At 72.2% G+C, this 19751-nt stretch carries 15 protein-coding genes and 1 riboswitch; of the genes, 9 read left to right on the top strand and 6 right to left on the bottom strand.

What is annotated here, in order from left to right:
• From ispG to ACIRG6_RS14015, 5 genes are all read left to right on the top strand, one after another.
• On the top strand, positions 1–1155 hold the full coding sequence (gene ispG / locus ACIRG6_RS14035; RefSeq protein ID WP_403322688.1) for a flavodoxin-dependent (E)-4-hydroxy-3-methylbut-2-enyl-diphosphate synthase: 1155 nt from the start codon (positions 1–3) through the stop codon (positions 1153–1155).
• A gap of 27 nt (positions 1156–1182) precedes the next feature.
• Positions 1183–1770 carry a 1-deoxy-D-xylulose-5-phosphate synthase N-terminal domain-containing protein gene (locus ACIRG6_RS14030; protein WP_403322686.1) on the top strand — a complete coding sequence of 196 codons (588 nt, stop codon included), beginning with the start codon at positions 1183–1185 and terminating at the stop codon, positions 1768–1770.
• Positions 1771–3156 carry an aspartate aminotransferase family protein gene (locus ACIRG6_RS14025; protein ID WP_403322684.1) on the top strand — a complete coding sequence of 462 codons (1386 nt, stop codon included), beginning with the start codon at positions 1771–1773 and terminating at the stop codon, positions 3154–3156. It abuts the gene before it with no gap.
• A 76-nt stretch (positions 3157–3232) separates the two neighbouring features.
• Positions 3233–3889 (top strand): helix-turn-helix domain-containing protein, encoded by a 657-nt coding sequence (locus tag ACIRG6_RS14020; RefSeq protein ID WP_403322683.1) that lies wholly within the window; start codon positions 3233–3235, stop codon positions 3887–3889.
• Positions 3886–4005 carry a DUF6126 family protein gene (locus tag ACIRG6_RS14015; RefSeq protein ID WP_189231612.1) on the top strand — a complete coding sequence of 40 codons (120 nt, stop codon included), beginning with the start codon at positions 3886–3888 and terminating at the stop codon, positions 4003–4005. The genes ACIRG6_RS14020 and ACIRG6_RS14015 overlap by 4 nt, the downstream gene beginning before the upstream one ends.
• A 25-nt stretch (positions 4006–4030) precedes the next feature.
• Here the strand turns inward: ACIRG6_RS14015 and ACIRG6_RS14010 are convergent, their stop codons facing one another.
• The gene (locus ACIRG6_RS14010) at positions 4031–4828 is read right to left on the bottom strand and encodes a tyrosine-protein phosphatase (RefSeq protein ID WP_364684018.1); all 798 of its coding nucleotides are present in this window, start codon (positions 4826–4828) and stop codon (positions 4031–4033) included.
• Between the two features lie 438 nt (positions 4829–5266).
• A riboswitch (cyclic di-AMP (ydaO/yuaA leader) is annotated at positions 5267–5424 on the top strand.
• 4 nt (positions 5425–5428) lie between these two features.
• Here ACIRG6_RS14010 and ACIRG6_RS14005 point away from each other — a divergent pair.
• Together ACIRG6_RS14005 and ACIRG6_RS14000 are read left to right on the top strand one after the other, a co-directional pair.
• On the top strand, positions 5429–6367 hold the full coding sequence (locus tag ACIRG6_RS14005; RefSeq protein ID WP_403322680.1) for a M23 family metallopeptidase: 939 nt from the start codon (positions 5429–5431) through the stop codon (positions 6365–6367).
• 224 nt (positions 6368–6591) lie between these two features.
• Positions 6592–7377, top strand: a complete 786-nt coding sequence (locus ACIRG6_RS14000; protein ID WP_318216395.1) for an SGNH/GDSL hydrolase family protein — start codon at positions 6592–6594, stop codon at positions 7375–7377.
• 37 nt (positions 7378–7414) lie between these two features.
• Here the strand turns inward: ACIRG6_RS14000 and ACIRG6_RS13995 are convergent, their stop codons facing one another.
• Both ACIRG6_RS13995 and ACIRG6_RS13990 read right to left on the bottom strand, forming a co-directional pair.
• On the bottom strand, positions 7415–8035 hold the full coding sequence (locus ACIRG6_RS13995; protein WP_364684014.1) for a TetR/AcrR family transcriptional regulator: 621 nt from the start codon (positions 8033–8035) through the stop codon (positions 7415–7417).
• Positions 8036–8094: 59 nt separating this feature from the next.
• Positions 8095–8238 carry a hypothetical protein gene (locus ACIRG6_RS13990; protein WP_364684012.1) on the bottom strand — a complete coding sequence of 48 codons (144 nt, stop codon included), beginning with the start codon at positions 8236–8238 and terminating at the stop codon, positions 8095–8097.
• Between the two features lie 236 nt (positions 8239–8474).
• On the opposite strand from ACIRG6_RS13990, the gene ACIRG6_RS13985 reads away from it, so the two are divergent.
• Entirely contained in the window at positions 8475–9662 is a 1188-nt protein-coding gene (locus ACIRG6_RS13985) for an MBL fold metallo-hydrolase (protein WP_403322679.1), read from the top strand.
• A 68-nt stretch (positions 9663–9730) separates the two neighbouring features.
• On the opposite strand, the gene ACIRG6_RS13980 is transcribed toward ACIRG6_RS13985, so the two are convergent.
• Both ACIRG6_RS13980 and ACIRG6_RS13975 read right to left on the bottom strand, forming a co-directional pair.
• Positions 9731–11302, bottom strand: coding sequence for a hypothetical protein (locus ACIRG6_RS13980; RefSeq protein WP_403322676.1), 1572 nt, complete (start codon positions 11300–11302; stop codon positions 9731–9733).
• A 52-nt stretch (positions 11303–11354) separates the two neighbouring features.
• On the bottom strand, positions 11355–16880 hold the full coding sequence (locus tag ACIRG6_RS13975; RefSeq protein ID WP_403322674.1) for a hypothetical protein: 5526 nt from the start codon (positions 16878–16880) through the stop codon (positions 11355–11357).
• A 337-nt stretch (positions 16881–17217) separates the two neighbouring features.
• Here ACIRG6_RS13975 and ACIRG6_RS13970 point away from each other — a divergent pair, with 337 nt between their 5' ends.
• Positions 17218–18423 (top strand): oxygenase MpaB family protein, encoded by a 1206-nt coding sequence (locus tag ACIRG6_RS13970; protein WP_318215406.1) that lies wholly within the window; start codon positions 17218–17220, stop codon positions 18421–18423.
• A gap of 79 nt (positions 18424–18502) precedes the next feature.
• Here the strand turns inward: ACIRG6_RS13970 and ACIRG6_RS13965 are convergent, their stop codons facing one another.
• Complete coding sequence (locus ACIRG6_RS13965) at positions 18503–19666, bottom strand: TetR/AcrR family transcriptional regulator (protein ID WP_364684004.1); 1164 nt, start codon at positions 19664–19666, stop codon at positions 18503–18505.
• Positions 19667–19751 lie beyond the last annotated feature (85 nt).

The following is a 19751-nucleotide window of genomic DNA, read 5'->3' as shown; positions in this document are numbered from 1 at the left end:
GTGACCGCCATCTCCCTGGGCGTTCCCGAGGTACCGGTCCGGCCGATCGCCGAGCGGCGCATGTCGCGGCGGATCCAGGTCGGGCCGGTGGCGGTGGGGGGCGGGGCCCCGGTGTCGGTGCAGTCGATGACGACGACCCGTACGTCCGACATCGGGGCGACGCTCCAGCAGATCGCCGAGCTGACGGCCTCCGGCTGCCAGATCGTGCGTGTGGCGTGTCCCACGCAGGACGACGCCGACGCCCTCCCCGTGATCGCGAAGAAGTCGCAGATCCCGGTGATCGCGGACATCCACTTCCAGCCGAAGTACGTCTTCGCCGCCATCGAGGCGGGCTGCGCCGCGGTCCGGGTGAACCCCGGCAACATCAAGCAGTTCGACGACAAGGTCAAGGAGATCGCCCAGGCGGCGAAGGACCACGGCACCCCGATCCGCATCGGCGTGAACGCGGGCTCCCTGGACCGCCGCCTGCTCCAGAAGTACGGCAGGGCCACCCCGGAAGCCCTGGTCGAGAGCGCGTTGTGGGAGGCGTCGCTCTTCGAGGAGCACGACTTCCGGGACATCAAGATCTCCGTGAAGCACAACGACCCGGTCGTCATGGTCGAGGCCTACCGCCGGCTCGCCGCCCAGTGTGACTATCCGCTGCACCTCGGCGTCACCGAGGCCGGCCCCGCCTTCCAGGGCACCGTCAAGTCGGCCGTCGCCTTCGGCGCCCTGCTCTCCCAGGGCATCGGCGACACCATCCGCGTCTCCCTGTCGGCACCGCCCGTCGAGGAGGTCAAGGTCGGCATCCAGATCCTGGAGTCCCTCGGGCTCCGGGAGCGCCGGCTGGAGATCGTGTCGTGTCCGTCCTGCGGCCGGGCGCAGGTGGACGTCTACAAGCTGGCCGAGGAGGTCACGGCCGGTCTGGAGGGCATGGAGGTGCCGCTGCGCGTCGCCGTCATGGGCTGCGTGGTCAACGGCCCCGGCGAGGCCCGCGAGGCCGACCTGGGCGTTGCCTCCGGCAACGGCAAGGGCCAGATCTTCGTCAAGGGCGAGGTCGTCAGGACCGTGCCCGAGTCGAAGATCGTTCAGACGCTGATCGACGAGGCGATGCGGATCGCCGAGCAGATGGAGAAGGACGGCGCGTCGGGGGAGCCGGCCGTCACCGTGAGCTGAGCAGCACGAACCGAAGGGGGCCCGAGCGTGACGATTCCGGAGAGCATCCGGGGACCACACGACCTGAAGGCGCTGTCCGAGGCGGAACTCGGCGAACTGTCCGACGCGATACGCGATTTCCTGGTGCACTCGGTCGCCCGTACCGGCGGACACCTCGGACCCGACCTCGGCGTGGTGGAACTCACCGTCGCCCCGCACCGGGTCTCCGAGTCACCGGCCGACCGCATCCTGTGGGACACCGGCCACCAGAGCTACGTCCACAATCTCCTGACAGGTCGTCAGAACGCCTCCAAGCTGCGCGGCAAGGGCGTGCTCTCCGGCTATCCCTCGCGCGAGCAGTCCGAGCACGACGTCATCGCCGTCGTCGAGGACAACAGCCGCGCCGCCGGGGTCGGCTCCGCGGTGGCGCTGGCCCTGGGCGACGCCGAAGTCGACGTACCCGTACGGCGGTTCGGCATCCCGGAACAGTTCCTCGCGCACGCCGAACGCGCCGAGGTGCTCGCCGACATCGGCCTCACCCCGGTCGAGATCGCCGGCCGGATCAGCGCGAGCCCGACCGTACGGGAAGCGGCCGGGGGCGGCCGGATCGTCATGCCAGGGCAAGGAGAGAACTGAATGACCAAGGAGTTCGACCTCGGCGCGCTGCTGGCCGAGCGTGGCGCCGAGCGGTACGAGCTGCACGCGAAGCACCTCAACCACCAACTGCCGCGCATGCTGCGCACCATCGGCTTCGACAAGGTGTACGAGCGGGCCGAGGGCGCGCACTTCTGGGACACGGACGGCAACGACTACCTGGACATGCTCGCCGGGTTCGCCGTGATGGGCCTGGGCCGCCACCACCCCGTCGTCCGCAAGGCCCTGCACGACGTCCTCGACGCCTCGCTGGCCGACCTGACCCGCTTCGACTGCCCGCCGCTGCCCGGACTGCTGGCCGAGCGGCTGCTCTCCTACAGCCCCCACCTGGACCGCGTCTTCTTCGGCAACAGCGGCACGGAGGCCGTGGAGACCGCGCTGAAGTTCGCCCGGTACGCGACCGGCAGGCAAAGGATCCTCTACTGCACGCACGCCTTCCACGGGCTGACCACCGGCTCGCTGTCCGTGAACGGCGAGAGCGGCTTCCGGGACGGCTTCGCCCCGCTGCTGCCGGACACCGTCGTGCCGCTCGGCGACCTCGATACCCTGGCCCGCGAGCTGATGAAGGGCGACGTGGCCGCGCTGATCGTCGAGCCGATCCAGGGCAAGGGCGTCCACGAGGCCCCGCCCGGCTATCTGCGGGCCGCGCAGGAGCTGCTGCGCCGGCACAAGGCGCTGCTGATCGCCGACGAGGTGCAGACGGGCCTCGGCCGGACCGGGAAGTTCTACGCCTACCAGCACGAGGACGGCGTCGAGCCGGACCTGGTGTGCGTGGCCAAGGCGCTGTCCGGCGGCTATGTGCCGGTGGGGGCCACGCTGGGCAAGGAGTGGATCTTCAAGAAGGTGTACTCCTCGATGGACCGGGTGCTGGTCCATTCGGCGAGCTTCGGGGCCAACGCGCAGGCCATGGCCGCCGGGCTCGCGGTGCTGTCGGTGATGGAGAACGAGGAGATCGTGGCGAACGCCGCCGCCGTGGGCGAACGCCTCAAGACCCGGCTGACGGAGCTGGTGGACCGCTACGAGCTGATCGCCGACGTCCGGGGCAGGGGACTGATGATCGGCATCGAGTTCGGCCGGCCGAGGTCGCTGAGGCTGCGCAGCCGCTGGACGATGCTGCAGGCCGCCAGGAAGGGACTGTTCGCGCAGATGGTGGTGGTGCCGCTGCTGCAACGGCATCGGATCCTGACGCAGGTGTCCGGCGACCACCTGGAGGTGATCAAGCTGATCCCGCCGCTGATCATCGACACTTCGGACGTGGACCGCTTCATCGACGCCTTCACCGAGGTGATGGAGGACGCGCACAACGGCGGCGGCCTGATGTGGGACTTCGGGAAGACACTGGTCAGGCAGGCGGTGGCGAACCGCTAGCCGCCGGGGACCGACCCTGTTTTGCCTGTGAGGCAACAAAATTGCCTCGCGGGCAAAACTGGGGCTGAATGGAGGCATGACCTCCTCGAACGACCCCACGGAGGAACCGGTGGAGGAACCGGCGGACGCCGTGACCTCCGTGGTCGCCCCGCAGCTGCGCGCCCTGCGGCGCCGTGCGGCCCTCACCCTGGAGGCGGCGGCCCGCGCCGCCGGGCTGTCGCCCGCGCACCTCTCCCGGCTGGAGACCGGGCAGCGCCAGCCCTCGCTGCCGATGCTGCTCTCGCTCGCCCGCGTTTATGGTACGACCGTCTCGGAGCTGCTCGGCGAGACGGCCGCGGACCGGGACGCCGTCGTGCGGGCCGGGGACATGGAGCCGACGGCCGCCGGCGGCTGGACGTACTGGCAGGCCGGCGGTTCCGGCCGCGGGATGCAGGCCCTGCGCGTCCGTGTGCCGCACGGCTCCCAGGGCGACATCGTGCGCGTGCACCCCGGTGAGGAGTGGCTCTACGTCCTGCGGGGCCGGCTGCGGCTGCGCCTCGGGGACGCCGCGCACCTGCTCGGCCCGGGCGACAGTGCGCACTTCGACTCCCTGACCCCGCACCGGATCGCCGCCCAGGACGCCGACGGGCTGGAGCTCCTCTTCGTCCACACCCTGCTGCAGAGCCCCACGGCGGCGCTGTGCCTGGGGCCCGTCACCACACCGACCCTTCACACCGCAGGAGAGATGCCATGAGCACGATCCAGGACAAGCTCCCGCGCGCCCTGTGGGTGCGACTCCTCATCTACATCGCCCTCGGGCACGTCGTCGCGGGCTTCCTCTTCCTGCTCTTCGAGGTGGGCGCCAAGTAGCCGGCCGGCACCGTGAGCGGGTGGCTCAGTCCAGCATCCGCTCGCGCAGCCGCTCCCGGATCTCCGGGGTGACGCCGAGCCCGTTCTCCAGGTAGGTGTCGACCCCGCCCCAGGTCTCCTCGACGGTCTCGAAGGCCGCCGTCAGGTACTCGGCGCGCGCGTCGAACAGGGGGCTGAGCAGCTCCATGACCTCGGGGGAGTAGGCCGAGGCGGCGGAGCTGCTGCGGCGCACCTTGTAGCGGCGGTGCGTCGCGTTCGACTTCAGGTAGTCCTCCACGATGGCGTCCCGCTGCACGCCCAGGGCGAGCAGGGTGATCGCGATCGACAGGCCCGCGCGGTCCTTGCCGGCCGCGCAGTGCATCAGCGCGGGGACGCTGTCCTCGGCGAGCGCGTGCAGCACCCGGGAGTGCTCCGCCGTGCGCTCCTTGATGATCGTGCGGTAGGAGGTGATCATCCGGTTCGCGGCCTGGCCGTCCGCCAGGATTCCGCGGAGCTGGTCGAGGTCGCCGTCGCGGACCATCTTCCAGAACTCGGCGCCGTCGGCCGGATCACTCAGCGGCAGGTTCACATTGCGCACGCCCGGCAGCTCGACGTCCGGGCCCTCGAGCTTCTGGTCGGCGGCGTTGCGGAAGTCGAAGATCGTGTGCAGTCCCAGCGAGGCGAGGAACGCGGCGTCGTCCCCGGTGGCGTGCGCGAGGTGACCGCTGCGGAACAGCACCCCGTGGCGCACGCGCCGCCCGTCCACGGTCGGCAGTCCGCCCACGTCCCGGAAGTTGCGCACGCCGGCCAGCTCGGGTTCGGTCGACGGGACCTGCTGCGTCACGGGGGCTCCTCCCACTCCGCCCCGCCGGCGCTGCTCGTCGACGGGCGCCCAGCCGACGATACGGCATCCCTTGCCTGCGGCAACGAGTCACCCAAGGCCGACCGGCAGGTCCGGCTGCTGGGTATTTGGGCTGTCTGCCCGAATTGGTCCCTTCATTCCAACTCGTATGGAAATGAGGGGTGCTGGAGTGTCTCCCGTGAGCAGCGTCATAGAGGTGACCGTCCGTTGCCCGTCATGTTCACGTAATGCATGCGCTTATCAAGGCGCTTTGCGGAAAAGGACGCTCGCGGAATCCACGGAGTGTGACCGCCCGTTCCTCCAAAGGATCAAGCGAAACACCTGTCCGCGAAACCTCTCGCTTGTCCGTTCGCATCTTGGTCGCTTACGTTCACCACCGATCCGGACGGACGCCTAATCCTGCCGCCGACCGGAGCCCGCACTCGTCCACCACCCGTACACGGCAGGAGCGGGGGACCCACAGGTAAAACCGCCTGTTCCGGTTCCCGGAACGGCTCGGGGTAAAGCCGCGGCATGACGCGGCCGGGCATCTCCAGCCCGCACCCGACAGCTCACCTCGCAGGCGCCGGAGAGGAATTCGCCATGCCCGCGAAGGGTAAGCACCGCCGTACCAAGGCCCAGCGCCTCACCCGCACCATCGCCGTCGCCGGTACCGGTGGCGCCGCGCTCGCGCTCCCGCTGATGGGTGCCGCCGCCGCCAACGCCGCTCCCGCGCACTCCGTCGCCGGACAGTCCGTCCAGTCCGTCGCGACCGGCGCGCAGAAGTCGGCCGACAAGAGCTCGGCCTCGCACACCTACGTCGTGAAGAGCGGCGACTACCTCTCGAAGATCGCCGACGAGCAGCACGTCGACGGCGGCTGGAAGAAGCTCTACTCGGACAACCGCGAGGCCGTCGGCTCCGACCCGTCGCTCATCCACCCGGGTCTCAAGCTGTCGATCGGCCAGAAGGCCGCGGCCGGCAGCGCCAAGTCCTCGCCGTCCTCGGAGAAGTCCGCCGAGAAGCCGGCCCAGGCCGAGAAGTCCTCCGCGCAGTCCGCCGAGAAGTCGTCGGACACCGCGAAGACCTCCGCGTCGACGTCCTCCGGCGCGAGCGCCCAGTCCGCCGGCACCACCAGCGGCTACACCACCCCGGTGGCCGGCGCCGGCGTCGGCACCCCGTACCACCAGTCCGGCAGCATGTGGTCCAGCGGCTACCACACCGGCACCGACTTCGTCGTCCCGACCGGCACCTCCCTGAAGGCCGTCGGCGCGGGCACGGTCGTCTCCGCCGGCTGGGGCGGCGCGTACGGCAACCAGGTCGTCATCAAGCTCGCCGACGGCTACTACGCCCAGTACGCCCACCTGTCCTCGCTCTCCGTCTCCGCCGGCCAGTCCGTGACCGCCGGTCAGCAGATCGGTCTCTCCGGCGCCACCGGCAACGTGACCGGACCGCACCTGCACTTCGAGATCCGCACCACGCCGGACTACGGCTCCGACGTGGACCCGGTCGCCTACCTGCGCTCGCACGGCGTCTCCATCTGACGACCGTCCCGCGCAGTACCCGCGCCACCGAAGGCCGGACCCCGATCCCCGGGTCCGGCCTTCGGTGCGTCCGTCATCGGGCTTTGCTTATTCCTGAGTTGGCGAACACTTTAGGAGTGGCTTTTCTCACCGCCCGTCAACCCTTTCCTACGGTCGCGTAGGTCACATTCCAGGGTGAATCATGGGCCGATGTGGCAGACGATTCGAAGAGTGACAGCAGAGCAGTGATCGGGTCGTACGTGGCGGTGGGGGACAGCTTCACCGAGGGCGTCGGCGACCCCGGCCCCGACGGGGCGTTCGTCGGCTGGGCCGACCGGTTCGCCGTACTGCTCGCGGACCGGCGCCCCGAGGGCGACTTCACGTACACGAACCTCGCCGTACGCGGCAGGCTGCTCGACCAGATCGTGGCGGAGCAGGTCCCCCGGGCGGTCGAACTCGCGCCGGACCTGGTCTCGTTCTGTGCCGGCGGCAACGACATCATCCGGCCCGGCACCGATCCCGACGAGGTGGCCGAACGGTTCGAGCGGGCGGTGGCCGCGCTGACCGCCGCGGCCGGCACGGTGCTGGTGACCACCGGCTTCGACACCCGCGGAGTGCCCGTCCTCAAGCACCTGCGCGGCAAGATCGCCACCTACAACGGGCACGTGAGGGCCATCGCCGACCGCTACGGCTGCCCGGTGCTGGACCTGTGGTCGCTGCGCAGCGTCCAGGACCGCAGGGCCTGGGACGCCGACCGCCTGCACCTGTCGGCCGAGGGGCACACCCGCGTGGCGCTGCGCGCCGGCCAGGTCCTCGGCCTGCGCATCCCGGCGGACCCGGACCAGCCCTGGCCGCCCCTGCCACCGCGCGGCACTTTCGACGTCCGGCGGGACGACGTGCACTGGGCACGGGAGTACCTGGTGCCGTGGATCGGCCGCCGCCTGCGCGGCGAATCCTCGGGGGACCACGTCACGGCCAAGGGGACCCTGTCGGCGGACGACATCAAACTGCGGATCGCCGCGGTGGCCTGAGGCGAGGACGCCCTGCTGCTCCGGCCGGCGGGGCGCCTCAGGGGCGTGGCTCGGTCAGGGCCTCCCGGTCCAGGCCGAGTTCGCGGGCGAGCGCCTCGTCCACCCAGCGCAGCGCACGGGTGCGGGGCACCGCGCCCGTGTACGACGTCAGCTGAACGGCCAGCCCGTCCAGCAGTGCCGTCAGCCGCAGGGCGGCGCCGTCGGGGTCCGGGCACGGGAACTCCCCGGCGGCCACACCGTCCGCGATGACCTCGGCGATGGCCGCCTTCCACTGCCGGTCCAGCTCCCGCGTGACCTCCCGCAGCGCGGGCTCGCGCAGCGACGCCGCCCAGCCCTCGATCCACAGCCGCCAGCCCTTGGCCTGCCCGGTCGGGGCGTACCACCGCACGGCCGCGCGCAGCCGGCGCAGCGCCGACGTACGGCGGCCCAGCAGCTTGCGCAGACGGGCCAGATCGTCCTCGGCGGCGTGGGTGAACGCGGCGGCGACCAGCCTCTCCTTCGTCGAGAAGTGATAGAGCACCAGCGCGCTGCTGACACCGAGCGCCGCGGCCACGTCGGCGATCCGCAGCGCCGCCACGCCCCGCGCCGATATCTGCTCGATGGCCGCGCGCAGCAGCTCCTCACGCCGCTCCGCCACACTCAACCGGACTCTCGTCACGCCCGTCACCCTATACAGGCGCACGCGTGTGCGACGACGGCCGCATCCGGCCCGCCGGCTCAGTCCACCGTGGCGGTGGCCGCGCCCGTGCGCCCCGCGCCGGGCAGGTCGCAGGAGTCCTGGAAGCCCTGACTGGTGAGGTCGAGCGCGGCGTTGACCCGGGAACGCAGGCTCTCGACGGCGATCACGGCCGTCAGCTCCACGAACGCAGGCTCGCCCGGCCGAAGCGGAAGAGGAGAGTCCGGGGCGGGGTGAGGGACACGCGGGCCATGGGGGCCACCTTCCTGTCCGTCGGCCGTGCCGAACCGTTCCGGGCGCTCCGGCGGGGGCGCCCTCACCGGTACGGCGGGCGGAGGGAACCTGGATGTGGCATCCGTCGTTCGAGGTGACGTCGGACAGGACGACAATGAGAGCCTGACCCACTCCACCAGGAGGTACCGTGGCCGCCCCCCGTTCCCCCCACACCGGGTTCCGCGTGCCGCGGCCCGCCGCCTTCGGCGCGGACCCGGGCGGTGAGCGCATGGCGCGTATCCGCAGATCGCCGCACTTCCGTGACGGGGTCTTCCAGAACCCCGGCGGCACCGCCCGGACCCGGCCCTCCGGATCGGCCCGCGAGTTCGCCAAGATCTACTTCGACCGGGAGTCGCGGCTGCGCCGTGCCCCGCGCGGCACGGTCCCGGTCCACGCCGCCACGCTCGCCGACCTCGCCCGGCCGCCCGCCACCGGGCTGCGGCTGACCTGGGCCGGGCACTCCAGCGTGCTCGCCGAGATCGACGGACAGCGGGTGCTCTTCGACCCCGTATGGGGCGAGCGCTGCTCCCCGTTCCCCTTCGCCGGCCCCAAGCGGCTGCACCCGGTCCCGGTGCCCCTGGCGGCCCTGGGCCCGGTCGACGTCGTCGTCATCTCCCACGACCACTACGACCACCTGGACATGCCCACGATCAAGGCGCTGGCCGGCACGGACACCCTGTTCGCCGTGCCCCTCGGTGTCGGCGCCCACCTCGAACACTGGGGCGTGTCCGCCGGCCGGCTGCGGGAGCTGGACTGGCACGAGTCGACGCGCGTCGGCGGCCTCACCCTGACCGCCACCCCGGCCCGCCACTTCTGCGGACGCGGGCTGCGCAACACCCAGCACACCCTCTGGGCGTCCTGGGTCGTCGCCGGTGAGGAGCACCGCGTCTACCACAGCGGCGACACCGGCTACTTCGACGGCTTCCGGGACATCGGCGCCGCACACGGCCCGTTCGACGCCACGATGATCCAGATCGGGGCGTACGCCGAGTTCTGGCCGGACATCCACATGACCCCCGAGGAGGGCATACGCGCCCACCTCGACCTCCAGGGCGGCAGCCCCGGCGGCGCCGTGCTGCCGATCCACTGGGGGACCTTCAACCTGGCGCCGCACGCCTGGGCGGAGCCGGGGGAGTGGACGATGACCGCGGCCGAGGAGGCCGGGCAGGCCGTGGCGCTGCCGCGGCCCGGTGAGCCCTTCGAGCCGGCGGGGGAGCTTCCCCAGGCACCGTGGTGGCGGGGCGTCTCCCACCCGACTGAGGCCCCGAGCCGCCGCCCCCGTCCCGCCGAGGCCGTGACACGCACCGACGACCTCGACCTCGCCGGCGAACGGTGACGTCGGTCCGCGCGACCTCACCAGGCGTGCGGATACCGGATCGACTCCCGCCCCCAGCGGGCGGCACCTCAAGGACCGGGGGCGGGTGGTCGCGGGCCGGGCACGGTGAGGTGGCGCGGGCGGGCCGCGTCGATGCCGTCGAGGCGGGCGAGCGCCCTGCACACCTCGTCGACATCCTGCCGGCCGAGGCACTGGTGGTGGGCCAGATGGTTGCGGGCCTTGTGCAGAGCCTCGCACAACGTTCCGAGGAGATCGTTGGGGGAGCCGGAGAAGAGCCTCATGAGGAATCTCAGTTCGGAGAGCTCCATGAGGGAGGGCGAGGACGGCACGCGGTACTCCCGGCCCTGACCGCGCAGCCGGTGGCGCGCGCGGTCGCGCAGGCCCTGCACACTCATCCGGGTCAGCCGCAGATAGGCGTCCTGGAGCTGGCCGCGCCCCGAGGCCAGCAGGGGGTAGATGACGCGCAGTTGTGCCCGCCACACCGCCGTGTGCAGGTCTTCGGTCCGCCGGTGTTCCGCCCTGTCGCCGCCCGAGCAGCGCAGCCGGTCGGTGATCCGGACGTGCAGCCGTCCCTCCCAGGCGTCGACGGCACCACGGGCCCAGGCGTCCCGGAGGTTCTGGGCGGGGGCGGAGGTGACGGGATGGAGATGGCAGTCGGTGGCCGGGGCGTCCACAGGGTCTTCCGCGGCACAGCGCAGAGCGTCCCGTACGGACTTCACCGCGGCCTCGTCGTTCTCCCAGACGCCCACGTCGGGAGCGGTGAGCAGGGCGGGCAGCAGGGCGAGGTCCGGGCCGGCCAGCTCGGCCGCGGCCTCCCTTCGCAGCTGTGTCCGCACGGTGCGGGTGTAGGCCGCTTCAGCGGGTGAGATCTCCCGCAGGTCCCTGCCGGGCGCGCCGTCCTTGCCGGTGAGGTCGCCCTCGGCCAGGAGCGCGAGGGAGGGCCGGGCCGCCTCGGTGTGGGCGGCGGCCGTCAGACCGTCCAGCCGTCCCAGGACGCCCCACCACCAGTGCACCCGTGCCGTGTCCGGGTCCGACCGGGCGGGGAGGTCCGCGGGAATGTCCCCGTACCGGGCGGCGAGCAGCAGGCGAGGGGTGCACTCGACGGGCGGCGGTTCGGCCCGTACCTGGTGGGTGAGGCGCTGGTACAACGCCACCAGTCCTTCGAGATCGGGTTCGAGCCAGGAACGTGCGCTGACGAACCAGCGGGCGCCCGTCCGGCCTCCGGTGAGCAACGTCTCCAGGACGCGCTCCAGAGGGTCCTCGTCCTCCGCCGGTACCCGTGCCTCCAGGGCGTGTTGGAGACGTGCGCCGAACGACGGAGCGGCAGAGGCATCAGGGGAGCGGCCCGCGGCGGGTGGGCCCCAGATGCTGCGGCGCGGCGGGCGCGCCGCTGTCCGTGGCCCGGGGACCGTCGCCTCGGCGAGCTCGGCGTGCACGTCCTCGACGCGGGCGCCGGCCGTCCCGGCGACCACCTCGCCGAAGAGCCGGTCCGCGGTGCCGTTCTCGACCAGGTGGTCGGGGAAGATCCACAGGCAGCTGCGGCCGTGGTGCAGATCCCGGGCGACGGCGCGCAGGTGGTCCCGGACGCCGGGCAGGCCGGCCGTCAGCGGATGACCGGCGGTCGCGCCGGCCCCGGGCATCACCGTCCGCGCCTCTTCCGGGTCCGCGGGCGCCGCGCGCGGACCCGGTGTGTCACTCCGCGGCACGGCCGGCACCCGCGGTGTGCAGGGTGTGCAGTGCCGTGCACACCGCGGTGTCCAGCAGCAGCCCTCCGCCCTTGACCGGATCGAGGACCTGAAGGGCGCTCAACTCCCGCTGCAGGCGTTCGGCGGCCTCCAGCGGAGGACCCTCTTCGGGAGCGAGGTGTTCGGCGAGGAGGTCGGCGACGTCCGTCAGCGGGAGTCCCTCGCTCCGGTCGTCGAGGGTGGCGTACTCGACCCAGTCGCGCAGGACCTCCACCTGGCGTTCGGTCAGGCCCACGGCGTCGATGAAGGCACTGGCCAGCTGCGGATCCGTCAGGCGGTCGCGTCCCCACGCGCAGGCGTCGGTCCGCTGCATGGAGTGCGACGCGGCACGGGCGACCACGTCCTCAACCAACTCCGGCCAGCCTCCGGTGGCGGCGATGAGCCGACTGCGCTGGTCGGGCGTGTCGTAGACGCACTCGGGCCAGGCCCGCAGCGACTCGACCGTCCAGCGTTCCATGCGCACCACCTGGTCGGTGTCGGAACGGAGGTCGTCCTGACGGTTGGAGCGCAGCAGGACCGACCTCAGCCGTTCGGCCAGTTCACGCCGCCCGAGGCGGGCCTCCACCTCGGCGCACTCGGCCTCGTCGGCGCCGAGCAGGTCGACCACCAGCAGGGACGGCTTGTGGTTCTCCGCACCCGGCGCGGAGTTACGGGTGATCCACTCGCCCAGCTCGGCGGGACGTACACAGTCCACCTGAGCGGTGCTGTCGTGCGCCCGGTCCTCGGCGGTGCCGCGGCGGGTCCTGATCGCGCTGACCTGATCGGCCGCGAGTTTGGAACGCAGGGCGGCGACCAGTCTGGCGCTGCCGAGCGCCGGGCTGCCGAACACGGTGACGGGACCCGTGCCCTGGGTCAGTACGGCGATCCGGCCGTCGGTGAGCGGGCTGAAACGGCGTAGCCCGTCGGTCTCCAGCTCCAGTGTGCGCCGGGCCTGGAGCGGGTTGTACTCGTAGGGGGCGTCGAACTCGGCGGTCTTGAGCTCACGTTCGATGTCGTCCACGGTCCACAGCAGGTTCACCATGTTCGGGCTGCGCATGGTGTAGCCGTGGCCCTCGGGCCCCTCGGGGCCCTCGACCAGGATGCCGAGGCCCACCATCTCCCGGAGGTATCCGGCCGTCACCTGCTCGGTGTGCTCGGGGAATCCCGGCTCCCACACGGCGGCGGCCTCGTCGTGGATGGTGCGGGCCGGGTAGGTGGCCGCGTAGCTGTCCTGGATGGCCATGCGGGCGGTCACCAGGCTGAGCACCCGGTAACGGTCCTCCAGGTTGACGGTGATCCGCAGCTTGTCGCGCAGACCGTCCATGACGGCCCGAGCGGTGATCACCTGTTCCACGTCCTCCTCGGTGATGAGCACGGGCGGGTGCGACTCTGTGCGCTCCAGCCGCTGACGCAGCGTGGTGACGAGCGTGCGGCACACGAGCTGGATCAGCGGCGGGTAGTAGTTGGTCGCCGCGAGCAGCCGCCAGACGAGGTTGCGTTCCTCCTCCGACGGCCCGAAGACGAAGCCGAGCGCCGCGAGCGGCTCGACGACCAGGGACCGCGCGGAGTCCGGGTCGAGGGGGCCGATGAGCACGTCCACGCCGCCCTGCACGGTGGGGGTGTTGGACATGGTGCCGAACCGCTGCACCTGGTGCAGGCCGGCGAAGACGGGCTTGAACCGGCCGGACGTGTCGTCGCGGAGCTGGCGCAGCGCGCGCAGCACCACGAAGTCGGAGGTGCCGCCGCGGGTGGCCACCTTGTTGGAGTCCGCGGTCAGGAAGGGGTCGGCCTCGTCGGCCAGCAGCAGCACCCGGCGCACGCTGTCGGCGTCGAGCCAGTTCTTGATGGAGTGGGCGATGACCTCCGGCCCGGCGTTGCGGCCGAGGCGTGCGGTCTCGCGGGCGAATCCGGGGTGCCGGTCGAGGGCCGTGCGCAGCTGCTGCCAGATGCGGTCGGGCCCCTGGGACTCGCCGATGCCCAGGCCCCGCAGGTCCATGTAGACGGCGATCTCGTTCTCCCTGCCCTGCCACTCCGTCTCGATCCGGCGCAGCAGGGCGGACTTGCCCAGCTGCCGGCCTCCGTACAGGAACATCCCGCCGCGAGGGTCGAGGACGGTCGCCTCCTCCGCGGTGCGCCCGTAGAACATCTCCCGGGGGACGACACCCGCGTCCTGGTAGGGGTTGGTGCGGGTCCAGGGCAGGGTGACGCGCTGGAAACGCTGGAAGGAGCCGTACGCCCGTGCGGCCATCCAGCCGATGACGGCGTGGTCCACGACGAGCGTGGGCGTGACGTGCTGGGCCAGCGCGCCGGCGATCCGGAAGCGCTGGGCCGGTGTGAAGGTCTGGGGGCAGAGCAGCAAGGTGGGCCTGAGCTGGTCCTGCCCGGTGAGCAGGTCGGCGGGGCTCTGGCCGATGAGGGGCCGGGTGGCGAGCAGGACCTGGAACACGCCTCCCGACCCGGAGCCGAACTCGGGCACATGGGAGGCGACCCTGTTCATGTCGCAGGAGACCCCGTAGCGCAGGACTCCCTGGAGTCCGCTGGCGCCCTGGTCGGTGCGTACGCTGTGCGCGTTCAGGCCCAGCAGCCGCAGCACGCTCTTGAGGTCGGTGCTGCGCTGCCGGACGGCACCCGGCCGCCGGTCGTGGATCCTCTCCCAGGCCTCCAGGGCGACCTCGGCCTCCGCGCTCTGGCGGTCACGCCGCGACGCGCGCCGTGCCAGGTAGCGCGCGTCCGCGTTCTCCTTGGCCATGCGGGAGGTGTCCGTGTTGAGCAGGTCGACGAATCCGCGCAGGTCCTGGGCGACCAGGTCGCGTTCCTGCGGGAGCCGGTTCTTCTGCTCCGCCTCGGTGATCAGCTCCGAGGCGGTCGCCCAGTCCTTGCGTTCCAGCAGCCGGCGGACCCGCTGCTTGTCCTCCCTGCCCAGCCGGGTCTTGTCCAGCCGGTCCTCCAGCGCGGCCCGGTGGGCCGTTATCCGGTCCACCGACGGCCGGCGCAGCTCCTCCGCCCGCCGCACCAGCGCGCCGTAGTCGACGGCGGCTCCCGAGGCCCTCAGCGCCTGGTACCGGCTGGACAGCGCGTCCAGGCTGGCGCGGATCCGCTCGTCGTCGGCGTGGGTGAGGTTCTGCCGTCGCGCGGTCTCGAAGTCCGCGATGGCGATCTCGATCCGGGGGCCGAGCTTCTTGTTCCACAGCGCGCACTGCTCCTGAAGGCGGTCCGCGAGTTCCGGGAGGAGCGGGTCGTCCGGGTCCAGCGTCGTGGGCGCGGCGTCGAGCAGTTTTCGCGCCAGGTCCAGGCGCCCGTCGGCGGCGTACGCCTCGAACGCCTCCTCCGCGGAGGGCGGGCTGTCCAGCAGCCGAATGAGCGCCGGGTAGGCCGCGGGGTCCGCGGGCGCCGGTCCGCCGTCCGCGTTCCTCGGCAGTTCGGGCGCGAGGAGCAGCCAGGAGGCGTCCGGTTCGGTGGTCGTCCGGCTGCCGCTCTCCGCCGGGCGTACGGGGTCCTGGCCGCCGCTCTCGTGCGAGGGACGCTGGATCCAGTCGGCCAGCAGTCCGAAGGCAGCCTCCTCGACGCAGCGGGGTTCGCGCGCCGCGATCTGCCCCGCGAGCCGGAACAGCTCGGCGTGCGGAGTGGCCCGCGACGGCTGCGAGGCCGCCGTCTCGATCTCGGTGACCGCCGTGCGCAGCAGCGCGGCGACCTCCCGCACGGCGTCCTGCAGCGCGACCAGCGCCTTCGCCTCGATCGGCTTGCGGGCCTGGCTGCTCGACCGATAGCGCCGGTCGGTCTCTTCGATCACGCTGTCGACCTGACGGGGCTTGGCCAGCCCCGCGGCGGCCTTCCTGATGGCCTCGACGCACTCCGGGCCGTCCGCCGGCGCGCCCCAGTCCACCACCGCCCGGACGCCGGCGCCGAGCACCGTCTTCTGGTCGAGGAGGTGGTGCAGCACATTGGTGGCGCGGGGGTAGGGGGTGCTCCGTACGGCGAAGTCCTCGATCAGTGCCTGGGCCCGTTCGCCCAGCTCCGCCCGCCTGGTCAGAGCGGAGTCCGCCCCGCCGGGCTCGTCCGTCGTGAAGAGCGGCCGGCCGCCGCCCAGCGCCTCGCAGGCCTTGTGGGCGAACTCCTGCCACGGCTCGTCGAGTGTGACCCGCTGCAGCAGGTCGCGGCGCAGGTCGGTGCCCCATCCCTGGGCGAGGGAGCACCTCAGATGGGCGACGAGGGTGGTCGTGCACGCCGGGCCGTCCGGGAGGGCCAGGTCTCCGTCGCCCGTGCCGGTCAGCCGGCTTTCGAAGACGGACTGCACCTGCCACGGCTCCTGCTCCGTGGCGAAGGCCGCCGCCAGATAGGCCAGGGCCTGTGCCCGCCCCTCCGGTTCGTCGGAACAGCGGGTCACCCAGTACGCCCTGTCGAGTCGGCCGGCCCGGACCAGCCGGGTCGTCCGGTCCCCCTGCCAGGGGCGGCGGTCGTGGGGCTCGTCGTCGGCCGCTTCCGGCTCCGCCGTGTTCGTGTCCTCCACGGCGCCGGTCCGGCGCTTGCGCACGGCACCGTTGCGGGGACGGCGAGGGGTGTCGTCCGCGCTGCCCTGCGCGCTGCGGCCGACGGGAAGCCGGTCGGGCTCCGGGGCAGCCGGCGCGGCCGGCGCCGGGGCGGGGGCCGGGCCGGGAGCGGGCGTGCCCCGTCCCGCACCGGCGGCCGGCGCGGATGCGAACGAGCCGGAGATCCCCGGGGCCCTCGTGAGCTCGGACGGCACCCCGCCGAGGACATAACTGCCACTGAGCTGCGGGGGCAGGGCCGCTGGGCTCCTGCGGTGGCCTTCCTTCGGCCGGGCCTTGCCGCCGGGGCGGGAGGGCGCGTCGTCGTCGCCCTCCGAGGGCCGTCCGGCTTCCGGGAGCGGTGCGTCCGCCCCGACGTCCGGGGCCTTCTCCGCGACACCGGAGGACCTCTCGGCCTCCTCCTCCGCCGGCCGGGCTGCGACGGCAGCGTCGTCCGGCGCTCCAGCGGGCTTCGGCAGCGTCGCGGCCGCGGGACGCCGGTCCGCGGAAACAGGCCCCTGTACGGCCTCCAAGTGGGCCAGATCCGCGCGTAGTTCCGCGATCAGCGTGCTCAGCGCGACACGGCTCCGGTCGAGCCTCGCCTCCTCGAGTTGCGCCGTGAGATCGGCGATCTCCGCACGGATGGCCTCGGCTTCGGCTTCCACGCGGCGGCTGAGGGCCGCGCCCAGTGCGGAGAGGGACCTCGTGGCGGAGCCGGCCGGAAGGGCCGGCTCGCCCGGAGCCGCGACGGCCTCCTCCAGTTCACGGAATCCGGTGCGGAACGCCCGCAGGGCCTCGTCCACCCGCAGGCCGGGCACGATGCCGGCCCGCACCTCGGCGGCGGTCCGTTCCAGGAGTCCGGCCAGGTCGTCCGCGGCGGCCGTGAGCCGGGCGAATCGGCTCCGCAGTTCCCCGAACAACTGTGGTCCTTGTGAGGACTCGTCCACGCCGTCCCGGGTGTGCTGATCCATCGCCGTGCCCCCCGCCTCCCGGCCGACGGCAGTCCGTACGGCCGGGTTCCCCTGTGCCCGACCACGGCAATGTCCGTCCGTGGCGTGCGCCGCAGGTTACCCAACGGCCATGCCGTTCGCCAGGGATCTCCCCATTTGGCGTGAACCCCCGTTGACCGTCGGGATGCACGGGAGCGCCGACGAACCCGCTGTCACCCCCATTGCCCACCCCGACTCGTCTCGCTATGTTAACGAGAAATCACATCACTTGGCACGACCCGAAGTGTGGTGGTCGCTCAACCGGCATGCAGCAAGGACGTAGAGCACCGTCTGGCCCTCAGGGAAGCGGGTTAAGTCAATGGAGAATCTCAGCAGACGAGGAGTCCTGTCCCTCGGTGTCGCGCTCGGGCTCGTGACCGTGGCGGACGGCGCCACGGCGTGGGCGTGGCCGTCGGCCGACTCGGTGGCCGGCACCGGCACGGGTGCCGACCCGGAGTACGTCTGGGACAGCGCCACGGACCCTCTGATGGCCGAGCTGATCAAGAACGGCCAGGTTCCGTCGATCAACGCCGCGATGGCGGGGTGGGTGAACAACGGTGACCCGCTGCCCAGCGGTCTGCCGGCCGGCCTCACCGCGCATCTGCGGCAGGTCAACACGCTGCCCTCGTGGGCCGACCGCGCCAAGCTGACCCGCGCGGCCGACTTCAACCGGCGCAGGGACACCTACCTGTTCATGCTGTACGGCCTCGGCAGCGGCATCATGAGCACCGTGATCCCCCGTGAGGCCAGAAGCGTCTACTGGTCCGCGGGCGGCGCCAACATGCAGGACCGCGCGGCCAAGACGTTCACGTTCGGCTACGACCTGTCCCAGCTGGGGGCCTTCGAGCCCACGGGACAGTTCGTCGTCACCGCCAACAAGACCCGGCTGGTGCACGCGGCGGTGCGTCACCTGCTGCCGCAGTCACCGCAGTGGACGTCCGGCGCCGACCAGCACATCCCGATCAGTGCCGCCGACATCCTGGTCACCTTCCACAGTCTGGGCACCTACGTCCGCAGGAAGCTGATCGACTGGAGGGTGCCGTTCCCGGCCGCGGACCAGGAGGCGTTCCTGCATTCCTGGCAGGTCGCCCTGCACCTGCTCGGTGTGCCGGACGAGTACATCCCCAAGACCTGGGCGGCCGCCGAAGCGCAGTCGGCGCAGGTGCTCACCCCGATCCTCGCCCCGACGACCGAGGGCAGGAAGCTGGCCGAGGAACTGCTGGGCCTGACCGCTCAGGTCGATCTCGGCGTCACCCGCGGGTTCCTCAACGAGTTCGTGCGCTACGTCCTCAGCGACGAGGTCGGCGACTGGCTGGGACTGCGCCGCGACTACGCGGCGGCGGCCCTGGTCCGCACCGCCTGGCCGGCGTACATCCTGTTCCGCGAGGGCCTGTCGCCCGTCATGCCCGGCGCCTTCTACATGGTCGACCAGTTCGTGCGCGCCCTGGCCATGCTGTTCCTCAACAAGGGCTCCTCCGGGTCCACCACGCCCATCACGATCCCCACCGGGAACAGGCCCGGCTGAGCCACCGGTCCGCTACCCCGGGTACCCGTCCCGCGGCGGAAACGTCGAGGGGCGGGCTCCCAGGTGACTTCCGGGCGCTTCACAGGCCCAGCGCGGCCACGACCAGAGCGGTCACGGCGGCACGGTGGTCACGGCCGTCCCGCCACCGCAGCCTGCGTCCGGCCTCCACCACCACCCCGAAGCCCGCGTGCACCAGCACCCGGGCCTGACGCGGGTCCAGCTCCGGACGGGCCAGCCGCAACTGCTGCTCCCAGACGGCGATGTGTTCACGCTGGGCGAGGACCAGGGGCCGCCGCAGATCGTCCGGCAGACCGGCCACCTCGGCTTCGGCGACGCTGTTGAGCGCGGTGTACTCGAAGCTGTAGGCCACGTAGGTCGCCGCCAGCGCGACGACGGCCTCGTGCGGCCCGGTCACCTCGTGGAGACTCCGCTCCACCCCCTGGGCCAGCAGTCCCGCCGCCTGGAGGCACGCCGCCGCCAGGATGTCGACCTTGCCGGGGTAGTGACGGTAGAGCGCGGACGGGGCCAGTCCCACCGCCCGCGCGATCTGCCCGTTCGTGACGTTGGCGAACCCGTCCCGTGCGAACAGCGGGATGGCGGCCGCGAGGATCTCCGCGCGCCGGGTGCGCGGCACCGGCTGGGCGGGCAGTTCGACCGGGCGTGCGCTCGGGTGCACCGCCGCGAGGTCCGCGGCGGCCACGCGCAGCGCCGACGCCGACAGCAGGTCCTCGGCCCGTCGCTGCGCGATGGACGTGTGGTGCATGGTGACGGAGCCGATCGCACCGAGGGCCGCAACGGCCCGCAGGTGCTCGTCGGACCGCGGATACTCGCGCTGCACCGCCTCGTCCACCCGTCCGACGAGACGCCCGAACGTCGCCCTGAGACGCCGGCGGTCCTCACGGTTGAGGTACCGGGCCTCCCACCGGTACACGCCGCCCGACGCGCGGCGCGCGACGGTGACCCGGGTGACGGCGGCGAGCACATCGGTCAGGGGCGCCCCGGGCGGCACCTCGTCGAGTGCGGCGACCAGTCCGTCCGCCATGACGTCGGCGCACTCGGCGAAGAGCGCGTACTTGTTCGGGAAGTGCCGGTACAGGGCCGCCGCGGTGATGCCCACGCCGGCGGCGATCTCCTCCATGGACGCCCTGTGGTAGCCGCGTTCGCTGAAGACCCGGCCGGCCGCCTCGACGATGAGCTGCCTGCGGTTGCGGGGCCGAGCGGCCGTGGTCGGATCGGCGGTCACGGCCGAACGGGTTGACGAGGGGGCGGGACCATGCGAATCAGTCAACCACAGGTCGTGCGGGTGGCCCGGGGCAATGCCCGCCCGG

The organism is Streptomyces flaveolus, assembly GCF_044765825.1.
Lineage (GTDB): Bacteria > Actinomycetota > Actinomycetes > Streptomycetales > Streptomycetaceae > Streptomyces > Streptomyces flaveolus.
This window is presented reverse-complemented; position numbering and strand designations above follow the sequence as displayed.

Coding starts and splice junctions, on each gene's coding strand:
- ACIRG6_RS14020 (WP_403322683.1), top strand. CDS start 3,233: ATGACCTCCTCGAACGACCCCACGGAGGAACCGGTGGAGGAACCGGCG.
- ACIRG6_RS14015 (WP_189231612.1), top strand. CDS start 3,886: ATGAGCACGATCCAGGACAAGCTCCCGCGCGCCCTGTGGGTGCGACTC.
- ACIRG6_RS13970 (WP_318215406.1), top strand. CDS start 17,218: ATGGAGAATCTCAGCAGACGAGGAGTCCTGTCCCTCGGTGTCGCGCTC.
- ACIRG6_RS14005 (WP_403322680.1), top strand. CDS start 5,429: ATGCCCGCGAAGGGTAAGCACCGCCGTACCAAGGCCCAGCGCCTCACC.
- ACIRG6_RS13980 (WP_403322676.1), bottom strand. CDS start 11,302: ATGCCCGGGGCCGGCGCGACCGCCGGTCATCCGCTGACGGCCGGCCTG.
- ACIRG6_RS13975 (WP_403322674.1), bottom strand. CDS start 16,880: ATGGATCAGCACACCCGGGACGGCGTGGACGAGTCCTCACAAGGACCA.
- ACIRG6_RS14025 (WP_403322684.1), top strand. CDS start 1,771: ATGACCAAGGAGTTCGACCTCGGCGCGCTGCTGGCCGAGCGTGGCGCC.